This is a genomic window from Thermocatellispora tengchongensis (assembly GCF_014202315.1).
GTDB classification, from domain to species: domain Bacteria; phylum Actinomycetota; class Actinomycetes; order Streptosporangiales; family Streptosporangiaceae; genus Thermocatellispora; species Thermocatellispora tengchongensis.
Genome location: NZ_JACHGN010000007.1, coordinates 427872 through 445458, shown reverse-complemented (window position 1 = coordinate 445458; position 17587 = coordinate 427872). Strand labels below are relative to the sequence as shown.

The window sequence follows — 17587 nt, the reverse complement described above, 5'->3', positions numbered from 1 at the left end:
ACCGGCCGGACGGCATCCCGCTCGCGCCGGAGATGGCCGCGCGGGCGGCGCCGCCTCGACCGGGTAGAACCTCGAAGCCATCCGGCCTCGACGTCGAAGGTGTCGCGCATGCTCTCCTCGCCGCCCACCGCCTCAAGGACGGCGAGGGGGGTTCCAGTAGCCGCGCCGCCGTACGATCTCGCCGTCCCCGATCGTGGACCGATGACCGGCCGGGGCCAGGACGGTCCCCACAGCGCCACGACCGGCAAGATCAACGCCCGGAACTGCCGAGGAAGCGCAACAGCTCCGCGGTGACGAACCAGGGATTCTCCTCGGCGAGCCAGTGCCCTGCGCGCGGCACGTCCACCGCTCGTACGATCTTGGTCATCCGCGGGGCCACCGTGGCCCGGATCGCGTCGAGCTGCCCTTGGGCGGCCATGAGCAGGGTCGGGACACGCACCGGTGCGGCTGCCGCGGTGTCGCGGACGTCCTTGTCGAGGGCGCGGTAGAGCTCGAAGCCGCCCGACAGGACTGCCGGCCGGCTGTAGGTCCGTGCGTACTCGTCGATCTCGATGTCGGTGAACGGGGACCGATCCGAGGTGCCGCCGAACGCCGAACCGCGGAACGAGACCTGGGGATAGAACAGTGCCAGGTACTCGCGGACGTTGTCGCCCACGACCGCCTCCGGGACCCGTCGCTGGGAGTGAAAGGCGATGTGCCAGCTCAGCGAGCGGTATGTGGCCGCATCGACAGCGGGCCCGGGCAGCGGCAGGTCGAAGTAGCCGAGGCGGGTGGTGTCGTCGGGGAATTGGCCGGCGTACTGGAATGCCACGGCGGCGCCGAAATCGTGGCCGACGACGGCGGCGTTTCGGATCTTGAGCCGGTCGGCGATCAACGTGTGCACGTACCGCGCCAGGGTGGCCTTGTCGTAGCCGGTCGGTGAGCCGTGGCTGTCGCCAAGTCCGGGAAGGTCAACAGCGTAGACGGTGTGGTGCTCGGCGAGCGCCGGCATGATCGGCCACCAGCCGTACCAGGTCTGGGGCCAGCCGTGGATCAGCACCACCGGGCTGCCGCTGCCGCCGGTCACGTAGTGCATGCGGACGCCGTCGACCTCGGCGAACTCGTGCCGGAAGGTCTTGGCGAACTCCGGATCGTCCCGGGTGACGGCGGCGTAGGGGGCGGCGGTGGTCGCGGTCGATGGGGGAGCCGAGGTCGCTATGGAAGTCGCAGTGGGTGTGGCCGTCGCGGCCGGTGTGGAACAGGCGGCGGTGCCGATCGTGAGCAGGGTGATGAGCGCGATGGTCGCCACCGTGCGCGCGGACCGGAGGAGGCGGCGTGGCAACGGCCGTGTTGCGGTGATCATGTGTTCCTGTCCTGGAGAAGGTGGTGGGGTCAGCGTCCGCTCGTGCCGTCGATCAGTTCGCGGAGGATGTCGGCGTGACCGGCGTGGCGGCCGGTCTCATCGTCCGCGACCCTCCGCGGCGGTGCCCGCACCGCGTCGGGTTCGCATCTTGCTGTGGACGGGTCAATCTCCGAAGGCCGCCTGGTGGGCGGCGGCGCAGGTGTGCGGGAGGTCGACCGGTACCACGACGCTGCCGGTGATCGTGGTGTGCGGTGCGAACGGGATCGCCCGCACCCGGGTGGAGCGGATCTCCGCGACCTGGTCGCCTGGCAGCACGGTCCAGCTACGCGGATTGAAACCGATTTCGACGATCGTGTCCTGGACCGTCCCGGCAAGGCGATCGGCCCGAGTTTCGACCCCGGCCTTCCGTATCGCGGCCGTCAAAGCCTCCGGCAGGAACAGGGCGTGGTCCCGCGACGGGATCCGCAGTTCGTCGACGGCGAGATCGGCCAAGCCGACTGTCGAGCGACCGGCGGCGGGGTGCTGCACGGACACGATCGCGAACAGCTGCTCCGTCCACGTCGGCAGCACCTTAAGCCCGGGTGCCGAACGCACCCCCCGAGCCAGTGCCAGATCGATCTCCCCCCGTCGTACGGTGTCCAGACGAGCCTCCAGTGGAAGGTCGACCAGTACGACGTCGACGCCGAGCGCCGAGGGGTGCTCGCGCAGCGCGTCGATCCCGCGCTCCAGGCGCGCGGTGAACCCGGCGGCGGTACCGATGCGCATGGTGCCCGCCCGCGCACCGGCGGCGGCCTGGACCCGATCCACGGCCGCGAGCGCATCACGCGCCGCGGCGAGCACCCGGTGCCCGGCAGCAGTGAGCCGAACCCGGCGCGGTGAACGGTCCAGCAGCCGGACTCCAAGCTCCCGTTCCAGTTGGGCGATCCGCCTGCTGACCGCGGGCTGGGCGATGTGCAGCCGCTCGGCGGCCCGCCCGAAGTGCAGTTCCTCGGCCACCGCGACGAAGTAGCGCAGTGCACGCAGTTCCACCGAGCCGCCCCCTGTTCTGCGACGATGCCCCCAGGTTATCGAGCGCGTCGGAACTGGTTCTGGTTTCCGATGGGGGCGTGGTGCTGGGATCGGATCATGAACATCGACCTGGGTCTGCTCGGCGCCCACCTACGCGAGCATGAGGTGAGCCCGGAGAGCGCGGTGGAGGTGGAGCGGGCCGGCTATGGCACGCTTTGGCTGGACGCGTCGCCACCGGCCGACCTCGCCTTCGCGGAGAAGCTCCTCGACGCCACCACCCGGCTGGTGGTCGGCACGAGCGTGGTCAACGTGTGGACCGCCGACGCCGAGATCGTCGCCGCCTCCTACCACCGAATCGTCGCCAGGTACCCCAGCCGGTTCATTCTCGGCGTCGGGGTCGGGCACCGCGAGGTCCACGCCGAGTGGGCGTCGCCATACGACACCCTGGTGTCCTACCTGCACCAACTGGCGCTGGCCGGCGTCCCGGCCGAGCGGGTGGTGCTGGCCGCCCTCGGTCCGAGAATGATGCGGCTGGCCCGCGACCGCACCGCGGGTGCCATCCCCTGCATGGTCACGCCCGAGCACACCCGGAGGGCCAGGGAGATCCTGGGGCCGGGCAAACTGCTCCTACCCGGCCACTTCGCGCTTGCGGAGCCCGATGTAGAGCGGGCCCGCGCCGTCGCCCGGGCCGCACCGCCCGGGCAGGCGTTGCAGGTCACCAACTACGCGAGCAACCTCCGGCGGCTGGGCTTCACCGACGAGGACCTCTCCGGCACCGGCAGCGACCGCGTCATCGACGCACTGCTCGCCTACGGCGACCCGGCCGACCTCGCGCGCAACCTGACCGCGCACCTCGATGCCGGCGCGGACCAAGTCGGCGTCTACCCCCTCGGCGACGACCCCATCGCCACCCTCCGAGCGGTCGCCGACGCCGTACTGGCCACCAGGCCCGAGTGACCGGGCGGGCACGCGTCGTACCGCACGCTCGCGAAGCTCTGCCGGGTAGGCGGACGGGGACTCGATCCCCTCAGAGAATCGAGCCTCTGTCAGACCCGGAGCGCTTCAGGTTTCCTCTGACGCAGGGACGAGCCGAACTGTTTCCTTGAGCTGGGGGAAACACAGCCAAGATCATCGCGCATAGTATCCCGTGATCAAGGTCCTACGGCTGCGCACGGGTGCTCTCGGCGAGCTGTCAGGGGTCTGGAAAGCAAAGACCTGCGGCAGAGAAACCGCAGGTCGGAGGCCGGATTGCCGGTCGAGAAGCGTGCCCCCGGCAGGATTCGAACCTGCGGCACCCGCTTTAGGAGAGCGGTGGCCGCGCGGCGGGCTCATACGGTGTGAGCTGCGCGAACGTCTCGCGCAGCCCGCTCCCTTTGCAAGATCATCCCGTGCATGTCCCGCCCCCCACAGAGGCTTGCACCACGTCACTCGGTGGCAAGCGGATGGGCTTTGTGTTCCTATGGCAATAGGTCACACGGACTGCGTTCTCAGTCCTCAAGAGGAGCACCCCGGGATTCGTGGAGACCTTGATGTACTCCGGCTTTGGTGGAGTCAACTTGGTTGACCCCACCAAACTCGGCACGGTTCACTCCATTGACCAGTCGTCGTCGCCGAAGCCGAGGCTCTTGAGATTCTCTCGGATGGCAGTGCGCTGGTCATTGGTCAGCTTGTGCAACTGGTTGGACTCAACGTCGAGGGTGACCTTGACGTCGACTCCGGCGCCGACGAAGTGGGAGATGATCTCCTCGTAGATCTGAGATACGTCCCGCACCACGCGGGCGGAGGTCAGTTCCTTCGTAGCCTGGAATCGAGTGAGAGGTTTGGTCACCTGTGTTGCGCCGCCTCCACCGGTCACGGTGGGCTTACCTGCAAGGCCGACCTTCGACGGGTTTTCCCGGTTAGTGGCGCCAGTGGGCTCGCCGGGTTGTGCTTCGTCGCTGGTGCTGCCCGTAGTTGCGGAGGCAGCGGTGTCCGCTTCGATTTGTGCTTTGGCGATCGTTGGGTCAACAATGAGGCCGCCTGGGCGCACTTCGGCCGGCTTCTTCAACGTGAGCCCCACATAGCGGTCACCTTCGTGGGCGTCCGCATAGGCGAAGCCGTCCAAGTCGATGTGGAGAACCTCGTCAAGCTGCCACACGCAGTCGATGATTACCTTGGGATCGACGACCTTGGGCATGTAGACGTACTGGCTGAAGTAGCCAGCCATCGTATCGACGGGGACGTGGCGCTTTTCCCTCCACAGGTCGAGGCGGTTGATTTGCATGCGAAGCAGCGCCGCGGAGAATCGTTCGACAATGAATTCTTCTCCCCGTGCCTTCTTAGTGACACGTTCGACGAGGGTACCTTCGCCGTTCATGAGGATGGCTTCTAGATCGACGTTGGCCTTGCCGGGCTCTTGATGCGGGACGAGGATCCACCGGTACGCCTCACGAATCGAGTCGGCGACGGTTTGCTCGGCCTGCTTAACCCGTTGGGTCGCCAACTTGATGTTGTGCTGATCGAGGTTGAGGGAATCCTTGTTGTCGAGGATGTACTCCCATGCCATGCGGTTCCGGACCGCGGTGAGCATGACGTCGACCCGGTCAACCTCGGGGGCGAGGAACACAAGACTGTTCTTGTAGATTCGGGCGTTGGTCCCTCGCTTGTTCAAGAACTCCAGCGCAGCGTCTTCGGCCTTCGACTTGGCCTTCTTCGAGAAAGCCCGATCGGGGCCGAAGATGACAAGCCCGATACCGGGGTCATCTTGCACGTCGATACTGCTTGCCGGAAATCGGTGAACCCGCTGGAACAGGCCCTTGTCAGTTTCCCGCCGGACCACAGCGGCGAGTTCGTCAAAAACCTGGTCCTCGTGGTAGGCGTCCGCACGCTCCTGCACAATCTGGGAGACCGTCTGCTGCAGGCTCAGCCAGTAACGGTCCTGGTCCCGGTTCATGTACTTACCCTGATCCCCGAGGCGACGCAGCGCGTCAGCAACGTGGGAAGGGTTATCGCCGGGGTAGGTGCAGCCAAGGACGACTCGCTTCTGCTCGATGCCTCGCACAGGAGCTTGGGAGCCGTCGCGTTCACGGCGGTTCGCCATCGGCGCAGTGCCGAGGAAGACACAGCGCGCGGCGCGCTTCGTGGCCATTGAACGACCGAGAATCTTGATTTCGTTGTCGATGGTGGAGGCCGCAGAGCCGTCACCGGCGATGTCTGCGTCCACGATGGGCTTCCAGGTGTCGTCGAGGTGATTAGTGATCTCCTCGAACACCTTCTGGTTGTCCATCGGGACGGATGCAGGAAGGATCATCGGGGACTTGTCCCCGCTGGTCCACAATGCGTGCACGACGGTTGCCATGAGTCGCAGGACACCTCGGGTTCGCTGGAACCGCTCCAATGTGGACCAGTCCTGGTAGAGCCGGTCGAACAACTCCGGGTGGATGGGGTATGCGGCCTTCATCGCCGACCGGTAGCCAGGCTGCATGACCTCGTTGGGAAGGTCGGCGGCGTGCTTCTGATAGTGGTTCAGAAACTTCCCGACCACCAGGTCGCGGTTGGCGGTCTCCATACTGCCGAACGGCTTGAAGATACGCCGACGCACGATCTCAAAAGACTCCTCGACAGAGGCGGGCTGCCATGCGGTCTCCAGGCGGTGGATCACCGACCGGAGGTGACGCAGCGCTTCGAGCCCTGCGGTGCCGCCGATCTCGTGCTGGTTCTCGATAGGCGCGTCCGCCATGTGCATGTCGCGGACCAGCTCAGAGGCAGGCAGTGACACTACCAGCAGGGCGTTGGCAACTGCTTTGGTCGCCTCGGTCAGGGATTGCACGAACGTCATGTGGGTGTCGAACGTGCCCGCCGGGGCCACGTCATCACGGGACCACAACTGCCGCAGATAAGCGACCCACTCGTCGACGAGAATGACGCAGGGGCCGAACTTCTTGAACAACGCCTCAAGGTCGGTGGTAGGCGGAGGCGCAGACTTTGCGTCGTACCGAGCGAGCATCGCGAACCCTTCGGATCCGCCTAACTGCCACGCCAGTTCGCCCCACATCGTGTTAACCACCGTGCCGTCTGGCTTGGTGGACCCCAGGACGGACAGGTCGTTGCCGACGAGGACGGCGCGGTTTACCTTGGCAGGAAGGTCACTGATGCCGAGGTTGTCGAGGACCTCACGCATGCCGGGCAACTTGTCCGCCGACACGCCGGAGGCCGCGTGGTAGACGGCGAGCAGCGAGTGGGTCTTGCCTCCACCAAAGGTGGTCATCAGGTCGATCACCGGCTCCCCCCCGACACCGGTGAGGCGCTGGACGGCCTGCTCCAGCAAGTACCGGAGTCCACGGGTCAGGTAGGTACGTCCGAAGAACTCCGTCGGGTCGCCGTACTCAGGTCCAGCGATACCCTGGTGCACCTGCCGCAGGTCAGCGGCGAACTGGGCCAACTGGAACGACCCTCGCGCCACGTCGTCGTGCGGCTCCACCACGTCGCGCCATGCCGGGAGACCGGTCGAGTCGACCTGCACGGATAGGGACCTCTCCTTGGCGCGTTGAATGCGCTTCTGGTCCTCCTCAAACATGATCCGGCGGAATTCCCGGCGCATCTCATCAACCGCGTCCGCTTGCTCGACTGCACCGATCGAACGCAGCAGGTGTTCGCCATCCATGAGGACACGTTCGGTTCGATCTGAGGCAACCTTGGCACCGTGCGCCCACTCCTTACGAGCATCCCACAGTGCCGACACCGCGCGCTTGTCCTCGAAACTCAAGTGATCGCGGAACAAGCTGTGCCACTGCTTGTCGAAGATCCAGAACAGGTAGGCGGGGTCCGAGGGGTTCGGCGTCGTGTCGCGGTTCGTCGGGCCGGCAGCCCGGACCACATGGCCAGCCCAGTCCGTGCCGTACTTGACCTCCAGCAGCGCGATCATCCACGGGCCAAGGCCCTCCGCCACCAGATCAAGGACACGTCCAACCCGTTCCTTGTTCGTCAACGCCATCCTTAGAACAGCCCTTCATTCGCGATAGAACCGTCAGAACTCAATTTCACCAGCTCGGCCCATGAGTTGATCAGCGCGTTGTAGCGCTCCTGGTCCCGCGTCCGCCCCTTCTTCGCTGCGATGTCGTGCAGGCGGTACACCAGTGCCATGGCCGGATCCCGCAAGTTATCGAGTACGGCCATGAGCCGCGCGGCCTCCAACTCCCCGCCTCGGTCGATTAGCCGGTGAGCCAAGTGGTGGACGGCTTCCCAGGCTGTGGGGCGCATATCTCCAGACGGTACCCAAGTTGGGTCCAGGTCACCGAAGCCGAGAAGTTGAACCTTGCTCCCCTGGCTGGTGATCACTTGCGCACGAGCGACATCGTCGACGCTGATACCCAAAGGACGTACCGTTTTGTCGGCCTCACCGAATGAAGCCGAGTCCCAAGCGTGGGTCTCCCACCAGCGGACTGCAAACCGCGATTCGGGATCCAGTTCACCTTCCTGCTCATCGAGAACTTCGGCTAGAGCGAGGTTAATGAGGCGAAGAGCCCTGTCGACTGGCACACGCGATCCTGACTGGTCAAGAACCGCCCGATAGCGCGAGTAAATCTGCATCCCTGGCCCCATGGCCGCCTGCGCCAAGTCTACTGGGAGGATTGACGCCGCTTGCAGATCGCGAACTGCCGGGCCTAGTTCTCGGCGAAGAGCGCGGTTGAATTCAGCGAGCGTGCATGAACCGGCCTGCTGTGCACGAGGACGGCAGATCATCACGATGTAGGCGGCGACGGCATTCGCACCGATACCTCTCATGCGAGTGCTGCCTGTACCGTGAACAGGCCATGCGCCTGTGATCTCCATACCAGCATCAATGATCGCGGTCAGGATTGAAGACCAACGCGTTTCCTCTTCACGTCCCCCCTTCTGCTCCTTCGACGCGTAAACCACTAGGAGAGGAAGCCCTGGGGTAGAAGCCTGCTGAAGGCTCTTGAACGTCTCGGTAAAACCGTTGATGAAGTAATTCCGCGCGGCTTCTTTTGTGCCTCCGGCATGCCAGGGGAAGGCTGTCAGTTCACCCGACTTGGGCACTGCAATGGTCTGGTAGAGATCGGGATAAACGGAACGAAACGCGATCCTATGCCACATGTAGAAATAGTCCGACAGATCCGCATACCCGATCGCATCGAAATACGGCGGATCGGTAGCCACGAGCGCCTGCCCGTTACCGATGGCTTCCCTAGCGTCGCGTCTCACTACCTTTCCACAACCGCCGCTAACAACGTACGGGAAAGCGCGAGTGACGGACCTACAAATCTGAGTCCAGTCTCCAACGGACCCTCCATCGAAGTATGTCTCGGCGAAGTCCCACATCATGGGCAGATCGGCACGACTGAACGCAGCCTCAGCTTTGGAATTGGCCGCACCTCGTAGACGCCACTGACATAGGCTGGATCCGAAGCGAGCGAGTTGCCCTACTGCAAGACCCAGAACAGTGGTCACGGCACGGGCCCATTCATCGCTGCCGCCCTCGTCCCGGATACGAGCGGGCGTCGCCGCGACCAGTTCCGCGAAGGTGCTGATGGTCAGGAGTTGCCTAGGCGTGAAGAGATCCCGGAATTTAGTAAGTCCGTACCTTGGAGGCGCTACGTACTGGTTGGCTGGGCCAAGACCGACCTCCGATACCGACTCCGGCACTACAACATCCGCAGCCGCGCGCTCCTCGTGTGGGTTCGGCGCTCGATAACAGCGCCGACCATCCACGTCGGTCGCTACCGCGACCATGCGAAGTCCCATTTGATGGGCTTCTGCAAGCCGACGCACATCCTCTTCGGTCACAACCTGAGCGCAAGCGACGCATGCGAACGAAGCGCCTCGTCCAACCTTAGGAGGGTCCTGCGGCCCTCCCGACCGCTTGCCGCTATGCACCTCCAACATCACGCGCCCCTGGTCGATGTATGGCTCAACCCAGGCGAGGTCGCCCTTCTTCTTGGAGAGCCACCATGTCGTGGTCAGAATCGTCTCGACACCGCACGCAGGATTAGTGCATGGAACAGTTCGAGCCCACAGCCAGGCCACCGGAACTTCCCCAGGTGTCTCAGGGAAGGCATCCCGAAGCCGGTCAATGGCCGCTTGACGAATACGTTCAGCGTGAAATTCGACATCCCGAACGAGGCCGTCGAGGCCACTGAAGGGCGTTTGGGCGTCGGAGAAGAGCCGACTTTGGTGAGCCGACATAGAGGCGTCCAGTTCGGAGGCACCATGTGGGTGCCGCGGTTGAAAGCCGGTCACTGAAGGCAACAACGCGGTGAGGGTACGGCTGATTAGCACGGGTACGGGATTGATGTCCGATCCCTCGGTTCTTAGACCCAGCCTCTGTGCTTCGACGAGCGTGGAACCACCCCCGCAGAACGGGTCCATGACGATTGGAAGGCCCTCGGGAAACTGTTTCTCAATAAGTGCCTTCGCTTCGTCGAGGGTGTCCTGGTCGGGCAAGTCAGCCCCATTGGCAACCAGACGCTTAATAACATCGAGCAGGTAGACGCGCTGGTTGTCGTCCTCGGGGTCGTCGATTAGCGCGGCGAATAGGAGCGCACGCCAGGCCGGGAGCGGCATGGGCGCAAACCACTTGTGCAGGTTGCGGATGGTACCGGTTTTCCGGTCTTTGTCGGCCTTGCAGGCGGCGTTAATCTCGTCGAGGGGAAGGGCAACTTCAATCAGCTTCCGCTTGCGGTTGTTCTCGGTCACTGCTGGTCCATCTCCTCGGCTTCGTTCCAGAATGGTTCCCAGTCGAACTCGACACGAGCTGCTCGTGGGTCAATCGGCGTGGTTATCGGTTGGCGCAGATAGCGAACTGTCGTGCTGCCGTCAGACAGAACGCGGACGAGCGCCAGGACGCTGTGCTTGCCCTTGTTGAGTGCGGTAACGGCTTCCTGGCGGGTGAGGACGAAGTTGTCGCCTCCCTCGAATCGCCCTTTGACCTCGATGAAGTCGAGCCCGTTGGGGGTATCGGATTCAACATCGTAGCCGGGATTATTGTGTGGCATCTCGGTCGCGTCGTGCCCGAGCACCTTTTCAACACGGAGCACAGCGTCGACTGCGAGTCTCTCGATACGAGCAGTTTCTTTCGCCCGGTGAGCTGCGGCTTCGGAGTCTATCCGTGCGTCGATCCAGCCTTGGGTGATGACGAGGCATGCACCGGTGACTCGAGGCGGACGCGCGGAAATGTCACGTTCCTTGGCGAGTTCGCGTAGCCGCCGACCAAGACGACGAGAAAGGGCTTCGGCACGCTGTTCGATCTGCTCAGCGGGCAGCCGCGTCTTCTTCCCCGCACGTTCCTGTTCTCGCAACTCGAAGGCGCGCTGGTCCCAATAGTTGATCTCCTTGGTCAACCGGTCGCGCACGAGTCGCTCGGTCTTGGCAACTCGTTCGATGGTGCGTGCGGTTACCGCATCAACGTGATCCCGCGCCACGGTGCTGGAGGCATGCCGGACGATACGGGACCCCAGGTCAGCGGCCTGGCACCACGACTCCTTGAGTATGGCTTGTGCTGCTTCGCGCTCTTCGTCGGTGACGGCGTCGAGGTTGGGAATGGGGCTTTGAGTGAGTGCTGTGATGGTGCCGCCGGGGTCGATGCGCACGTACTGGGCACGGCGGGAGATGATCTGAGGTTGTCCATCCCTGCCTACGCGGCCATCCGTCACATCGTGTTCAAGGAGACAGACGATGTAGGGCTCGATGTTGAGGTCGGCACGGTCGACGAGGATGGTTCCACGTCGGAGTGCCTCGTGGTGCCGGTCGGTAATGACACCCATGGTCGCGGACATGAGAGGGTGCCCAGGGTGGATCAGGGTGGCGAGGTGGTTGTTACCGAGGACACGCACATACTTCGGGTCGAAGGTGATGCGGTGATAGGAGTTAACTATAGGAGCGCCGTAGCCGGTGAGCCGGTCATGTTCCTTGATGTCGCTCGGCACGGTCTTGATCTCGTATCGATGGTGCTCGCGCATGCGAAGGTTGCCACCGAGGTCCTTGAACGCCTTGTGGAAGAACGCCTCGACGTGGTGCGGTTGAAGACGGGCGGCTTCAGCGCGCTCCATCTGTTTGCGGACCTCGTCAATCTCGGACTCGTCGAGACGTGAGGGTACCAACTGATTCTCTTCAAGGAGTTCAGCAATGCCGTCGCCGACCTTCGCGTCAACAACCTCGGTGAGGTAGCGCTGCCGTTCAGGCCGATCGCCTTCGCGAATGGCCTGAATCATTAGGTCACGCAGGCTGTTGCCTTCAAACAACTTGCCGAGCACGTCGTAAACTCGCCCGCCGAGTGCCGCTCTCTGTTCGTCGAGCTTCTCCAGCAGCCGGGTGTACACGTCTCCTTCGCGGGTGTCCTTCGCGACCAGCGACCACATGTGGCAGACGTTGGGTTGGCCGATGCGGTGGACCCGTCCAAACCGCTGCTCGATGCGGTTGGGGTTCCACGGGAGGTCGTAGTTGATGAGTAGGTGTGCGTTCTTGTGGAGGTTGATGCCTTCGCCGGCGGCATCAGTGGCAACGAGGAAGACGCAATTTTCGTCCTGCTCGAAGATCTCCTTGGCCTTCTTGCGGTCCTCGCGCTTGGTGCCGCCGTGGATGGTGATGACGGCGTCATCTCGGCCGAGGTAGTTGGTCAGTCGACCAACGAGGTCGTCGAGGGTGTCCTTGTGCTCGGTGAAGATGATGACCTTGCGGCGTGCACCGGTGGAGTCGCGCATCTCGTCGGCCTCGTCGAGGGTGTCGCGTAGCGCGTCCCACTTCGCGTAGGTGAGGCTGGTCTTGACCTTGAGTGACTTCACTAGGAGTCGGTCGAGTACCTTGATCTCGGTTTGGAGTTCTTCCGGAGTACGGGAAACGGTGGCCGCAGCGACGGCCTTGTCTTCGAGTTCCTCACGCTCAGCGTCGGTGAGTTCTTCGAGGTCGGCCTCATCTTCGGGTACGTCAAAATCGTCCTTTTTGGGCGCCGAGGCCATGATTCGTGCCTCGTGCAGTTCACCCTCAAGCCGCTTCTTGCGTCGCTCCAGCGACCGGTGGATGGCCGCAGGCGAGGAAGCGAGGCGGCGCTGCAGGGTGGTGAGAGCAAAGCCGACCGCGACCTTCTTCCGCTTGTCGCCCTCAGAGGCATCGTTCCGATTCATCTCCTCGCGCACGTACTCGGTAACCGCGCGATAGAGATCCTTCTCCGCCTGGGAAAGCTCGTACTTGACGGTGTAGGCGAACCGCTCCGGGAACAGTCGAGTGCCATCGAAGGTGAGGAGCTCTTCTTTCACCAGGCGACGCATCATGTCGGACACGTCGACTTTCCGAGTTCCCTCGCGGGCGACGCCTTCGAACCGGTCAGAGTCGAGCAGCGCCATGAACAACTGGAACTGTTCTTCCTTCCCCGAGTGCGGGGTCGCGGTCATCATGAGGAGGTTACGGGTGTGCTTCCCGAGTTCCTCAGCCATCTGGTACCGCTTGGTCTTCTTAACCTCGCTACCCCACACAGAGGCCGACATCTTGTGGGCCTCGTCGAAGATGACCAGGTCCCAATCGATCGTGCACGCCTTATCCAGGACACCTTCGCTGTTGCGGGCAAGCACGTCGAGGCGAGCCAGCCAGAGACCACCGCGAGTGAACGGGTTAGCTTCGCCGAGGATCTTGTCCCGGATGAGCATCTCAAAGTCAAGGGAGAACTTCTCCCGCATCTCCTCATCCCACTGATCGACGAGAACGCCGGGCGCGACAACAAGGACGTTGGCGGCGTCGCCGCGCAGGAGGAGTTCTTTGATGAGGAGTCCGGCCATGACGGTCTTGCCCGCGCCGGGGTCGTCAGCGAGGACATAGCGCAGGGGCTGGCGGGGCAACATCTCGCCGTAGACGGCACGCAACTGGTGCGGCAGTGGCTCCACGTCGGAGGTACCAAGGGCGGAGAGCGGATCAAACAGGTGAGCGAGCCGCATTCGCCGTGCTTCGGCGGCGAGGAGGAACGCATCCGATGAGGCATCGAAGGTGAACGCGCTACCAGGTTTGACGGCTTTGAGATGCGGCAGCATGTCGGCGAACACGATCTTCTCTCCGAGTCCGCCTTCTTCCGTGCGGTAAGCAACCGATGCGGAATCGTCGGTGAGCCGGTCGACTGAGAGGATCTTCGCGGAAACGGGGCCAGCGAGGCCGTTCACGGTTGCCCCGACAGTCAGTACAGAGAACAGCGAGTCCCCTGATGTTTCATCCATCCGCTGCCCCTGCGTGTCCTCATTTAAATCGTCACAGAGAACTGTAACCGTCTCCACCGATCGGTAGGTCTGGTTTCCCGTGGATGGCCCATTACCGAGCGCTGAGCATCCATAGGAGCATCATTGACCATAGCTTAGTCGAGTGACTGCTGGTGAGTCCTGTGCACGTCGAACCGCTGGTGGCGATCAAGCTAGCCAGATGTTGCATCCCAGCGGTGTGGAGTAGTAGTCCCATCAACGGCGCGTAATGACGGCATCCGGTGGCAACCCGACCCGTACCGCAGGGCCGCCAGGCCCGAGGAACGGAAGCGGGGCGACAGCCTTACGGAGGGATCACTGTGACTGCAGGAAGACTTCTATGGCTGAGGTGTTCGTCCGGTGGACCTGGCGCGTGGGCGGCGCCGGCCGCGACCGGCCGAAGAGCCGCAGCGCGGCCGGCGGCCGTCCAACGCGCGGGGGGCCGCGGAGCGGACCGCCCTTGATGACGAACAGATAAGTTGCTTTCGATCTTGGTTGCGCGGATCAACTGCTGTCTTGCTGTGCCGCGGACCAGACATGTTCGTAGCTATCGAGGTAGGTGGTCGCTGCCCCCGGCCCAGGGGTGGCCGTGAGGTGGAGGACGGGAGCCTTAGGGGCGGGGGTTCCGTACACGTGGGGGTTGACCAGGAGGTCGTCGTCTGCGCGGTAGATAGATGTGTAGAGGACGGTGCGGTGGAGGCGCAGTTCTACGCCGTCGATGGTTGTGAGGGGCCGGTAGAGGGTGAGGGCGTTGCGGATGCGGGCGGCCATGACCTCGGGGCCGATCGCTTCCTCTTCGCCTCGTGCGGCTACGGGCGGGCTGTCGGGGTCGCCGAGCAGGATGCGGACTCGGACGCCGGCGCGGGCCTGGTCGGCCAAGAGGTGGAGAAGGCCGGTGTCTTCGGCGAGGAACAGCCCGCTGTAGGCCAGGATCGCGATCTCCTTCGTCGCTGACTGGAAGTGGCGGTGCCAGACGGCACGGGGTACGGCCCAGCGGTGCGGGTAGACCGCTCGGACTTCGCTGGTGACGGGGAGCCGGCGGGACGCGACGTCGGGCCAGAGATCGGCTTCGTCGACGCCGAGAAGGTCGGCGAGGGTCCAGCGGTGGCGCTGGTATGGGGTGCGGCCCTTGAGCCAGCGGTCGACGGTTTTGGGGTCGACGGCGAGGTGGGTGGCGACGTCGGCGGGGGTGAGGCGGGCCCTGGCGAGTGCGTTGCGCAGGTACTCGGTCATGTGGGCACCTCCGGGGGTAGGGCTGCCACCTGGGACGTTAACACAAGACGTCCCCAGACGTCCCCAAGTTGCGGTGTAGAGGTTCCTCCCTCGCCAGCAGGCTCGGAGCGTCAGTCAGAGCGACCCGAGAGGACCCTTCCATGAACACGATTCAGCGGCAGCAGCGCGCCTATCAGGAAGCCTTGCTGGTGGCGTTGCGGAACGAGCTGGCCGAACGCGGCGTCACCGCCGCGTTCGTCATCGGCGACGATGACCGGCCGCGGGTGGAGGTGATGGACGTCCACCTCGTCACGCGCAGGGTGTACGTGCACCTGCCGTTCATGTGGTTCTACTGGGGCGATCAGCCCGACGAGCGGGTGTCGTGCACCGATGTGCCCCGGGCCGTCGCTCGCGTCCAGGAAGCCGCTGCGGCGGGGTGGAATCCTGGGGAGCAGGGAGAGATCTCCTTCAACCTGCACCAGATCGCGCAGGCGTACCGGTTCTGACGCCGGGCATCCCGTGAGCCAGTGGCTGACCGGTTGGCGGATCTTCACCCAGATCGCCGACCGGCTGCGGGAGCGGATCGCCCTGGGCGAGTATCCGCCGGGGGCGGTGCTGCCCTCTGAGGTGGCACTGTGCAGGGAGTTCCACGTTGCCCGCAACACCGTACGCCGGGCGCTGGCGGTCCTGGAGGGCGAGGGCCTGATCGTGACCGTTCCCGCCAAGGGGCGCGTCGTGGTGAGCGGAAGCGAGCCGTCTGTGGCGCTGTACCGGTACGCGTTCATCGCCCATAACCTGCGCAGGCAGATCGCACGGGGTGACCTCGCGCCCGGCGACACGTTGCCCAGCGAGGCTGAGCTGCGGCGGCGCTTCCAGGTGTCGCGGAACACGGTGCGGCATGCGTTGGCCGAGTTGGAGCGTGCGGGGCTGATCGTCACAGAACATGGCAAAGGCCGCTACGTTCGCGGATCGTGATTTCTCGGACGTCCTGGGACGTCCGTTTCGGATGTCTGATGTCCCAGGACTCGGCGCGCCATCGTTGAAGACGTGCAATCCGTTGAGTGGGCCCGTGACCTGGCCCGAGATCTGCTTGAGAAGCCGCTTCCGCGACGCTGGGCGCACACGCAGGGCGTGGCGAGGCGGGCCGAATCGCTGGCCGTGATCCTCGGCGATGAGGCCGATACGCTGGTCGCCGCCGCCTACCTGCACGACATCGGGTACGCCCCGGATCTCGTCGACACGGGCATGCACCAGCTCGACGGCGCCCGCTACCTCCGCGACGTCGCCAAAGCGGACAACACCCTGTGCCGACTGGTGGCGCACCACTCGTGCGCGGTCATGGAGGCCGGCCAGCGGCACCTGTTCGACGCCCTGACGAGCGAGTTCGACGAGGAACATCCCGAGTTGGCCGAAGCGCTCACCTACTGCGACATGACCACCGACCCGGACGGGCGGCACCTGGACGTCATCGACCGGCTGGCCGAGATCCACACCCGCTACGGCCCCGATCATCTCGTCAGCCGCTCGATCACCGCCGCGACCCCATGCATCATGGCCTCGGTACGGGCGGTGGAGGCGGCGCTAGCCGATGTGCGGCAGCCCCGTACCGGCTAGGAAGTGCTCGATCCGCATCCGCATCGACCGATCCATGGCCAGCGAGCCGATCTCGCCGCGTGGCACCCAGCGCACCTCCCGCGACTCCTCGCTCTCCCGCAACGAACCCTCGACATACCGGGCGGTGAGCACGATCGAGAACTCCTGCCGCACCTCCCCGTTGGAGGTGTAGAGGATCACGTGCCGCGGATCGGTGTAGGTGCCGGCCAGGCCGGTGATCTCACACCGGATACCGGTCTCCTCCAGCGTCTCGCGTACGGCGGCCTGCGGCAGCGACTCGCCCAGGTCGATCGCGCCGCCGGGCACGGCCCAGTTGTCGTTGTCGGAGCGGCGGATCATCAGCACGTCCCCGGCCTCGTTGGTCACGATGACGTTCACGGACGGGACCAGGCTGTTGGCCGCGGGCGCGTCCGGGTCGTCGTAGTAGTCGATCCGGCTGGCCATGATCAGGACTCTACCGGCTTCGCCTGCGCCCACACCCGTTCGAAACTCTCCACATAGGTGGACACCATGTCGCCGCCGATCACCTTGCGCAGATGCAGCACGGGGGCGTTGGCGGCGGGCGTGCCGTACACGTGCGTGTTGACGAGAAGCTGATCGTCGGCGCGGTAGATGGAGTTGTAGAGCACCGTGGCATGTAGCCGGATCTCGACGTTCTCCCGGCCGCGCAACGGCCGATATAGCACCAGCGCGTTGCGTATCCGTGCGGCCATCACCGCGTCGATCCCCTCATCGGCGCCACGCTGGGCGACCTCGGCACTGTCGGGGTCGCCGAGCAGAATCCGTACCCGTACGCCCGCGCCGGCCTTCTCGCCGAACAGCCGCACCATGCCCGCGTCGTCGGCCAGGAACAGCCCGCTGTAGACCAGCACGCCGATCTCCTCGGCGGCGTGCGCGAACAGCCGTCCCCAGGTGTCCCTGGGGACGCTCCAGCGGTGCGGGTAGACGGTGACGATCTCGCTCTCCGACGCCGACGCCACCTGCTCGCGGGTGAGGGCCTGCGGCCACAGGTAGGTCTCGTCGGCGCCGAGCAGGGCGGCCACGGCGTAACGGTGCTTACGGTACGGTTCGCGGCCTTTGGCGATCCACCGCTCGACGGTCTTGGGGTCCACGCCGATCGCCTCGGCCAGTTCCGCGACGCTCATGCCCTTGGCCAGCAGTGCCGCCCGCAACCGCTCGTTCGCCATTTCACCTGCTC

12 protein-coding genes and 1 tRNA gene are annotated in these 17587 nt (G+C 64.6%); 4 read left to right on the top strand and 9 right to left on the bottom strand.

The window, feature by feature from the left end; all coding sequences use genetic code 11:
* Nucleotides 1-250: 250 nt before the first annotated feature.
* Together HNP84_RS19245 and HNP84_RS19235 are read right to left on the bottom strand one after the other, a co-directional pair.
* Entirely contained in the window at nt 251-1342 is a 1092-nt protein-coding gene (locus tag HNP84_RS19245; protein ID WP_185051094.1) for an alpha/beta fold hydrolase, read from the bottom strand.
* Nucleotides 1343-1504: 162 nt separating this feature from the next.
* Nucleotides 1505-2371 carry a LysR family transcriptional regulator gene (locus HNP84_RS19235; RefSeq protein WP_185051093.1) on the bottom strand — a complete coding sequence of 289 codons (867 nt, stop codon included), beginning with the start codon at nt 2369-2371 and terminating at the stop codon, nt 1505-1507.
* A 96-nt stretch (nt 2372-2467) separates the two neighbouring features.
* Between HNP84_RS19235 and HNP84_RS19230 the strand changes: the two genes are divergently transcribed.
* Nucleotides 2468-3307, top strand: coding sequence for a TIGR03620 family F420-dependent LLM class oxidoreductase (locus tag HNP84_RS19230; protein ID WP_185051092.1), 840 nt, complete (start codon nt 2468-2470; stop codon nt 3305-3307).
* A gap of 308 nt (nt 3308-3615) precedes the next feature.
* Here the strand turns inward: HNP84_RS19230 and HNP84_RS19225 are convergent.
* The 5 genes from HNP84_RS19225 to HNP84_RS19205 form a co-directional block, all read right to left on the bottom strand.
* Nucleotides 3616-3678 (bottom strand) — tRNA-OTHER (locus HNP84_RS19225).
* A gap of 257 nt (nt 3679-3935) precedes the next feature.
* A complete protein-coding gene (locus tag HNP84_RS19220; protein WP_185051091.1) occupies nt 3936-7316 on the bottom strand; it encodes a DUF499 family protein in 3381 nt (1126 codons plus the stop codon).
* 8 nt (nt 7317-7324) lie between these two features.
* Nucleotides 7325-10045 carry a DUF1156 domain-containing protein gene (locus tag HNP84_RS19215; protein WP_185051090.1) on the bottom strand — a complete coding sequence of 907 codons (2721 nt, stop codon included), beginning with the start codon at nt 10043-10045 and terminating at the stop codon, nt 7325-7327.
* Nucleotides 10042-13545: a helicase-related protein gene (locus HNP84_RS19210; protein WP_185051089.1), complete on the bottom strand. Its 3504-nt coding sequence runs from the start codon at nt 13543-13545 to the stop codon at nt 10042-10044. Before HNP84_RS19210 ends, HNP84_RS19215 begins: the two co-directional genes overlap by 4 nt.
* 522 nt (nt 13546-14067) lie before the next feature.
* Complete coding sequence (locus HNP84_RS19205) at nt 14068-14796, bottom strand: XRE family transcriptional regulator (protein ID WP_185051088.1); 729 nt, start codon at nt 14794-14796, stop codon at nt 14068-14070.
* Between the two features lie 140 nt (nt 14797-14936).
* Here HNP84_RS19205 and HNP84_RS19200 point away from each other — a divergent pair, with 140 nt between their 5' ends.
* The 3 genes from HNP84_RS19200 (at nt 14937) to HNP84_RS19190 (ending at nt 16389) form a co-directional block, all read left to right on the top strand.
* A complete protein-coding gene (locus HNP84_RS19200) occupies nt 14937-15281 on the top strand; it encodes a hypothetical protein (RefSeq protein ID WP_185051087.1) in 345 nt (114 codons plus the stop codon).
* Between the two features lie 13 nt (nt 15282-15294).
* Nucleotides 15295-15750, top strand: a complete 456-nt coding sequence (locus tag HNP84_RS19195; protein WP_312925202.1) for a GntR family transcriptional regulator — start codon at nt 15295-15297, stop codon at nt 15748-15750.
* A gap of 72 nt (nt 15751-15822) precedes the next feature.
* Nucleotides 15823-16389, top strand: a complete 567-nt coding sequence (locus HNP84_RS19190) for an HD domain-containing protein (RefSeq protein WP_185051085.1) — start codon at nt 15823-15825, stop codon at nt 16387-16389.
* Here the strand turns inward: HNP84_RS19190 and HNP84_RS19185 are convergent.
* Together HNP84_RS19185 and HNP84_RS19180 are read right to left on the bottom strand one after the other, a co-directional pair.
* A complete protein-coding gene (locus HNP84_RS19185) occupies nt 16357-16833 on the bottom strand; it encodes an NUDIX domain-containing protein (RefSeq protein ID WP_185051084.1) in 477 nt (158 codons plus the stop codon). The genes HNP84_RS19190 and HNP84_RS19185 overlap by 33 nt on opposite strands.
* A gap of 2 nt (nt 16834-16835) precedes the next feature.
* Complete coding sequence (locus tag HNP84_RS19180) at nt 16836-17576, bottom strand: helix-turn-helix domain-containing protein (protein WP_185051083.1); 741 nt, start codon at nt 17574-17576, stop codon at nt 16836-16838.
* Nucleotides 17577-17587 lie beyond the last annotated feature (11 nt).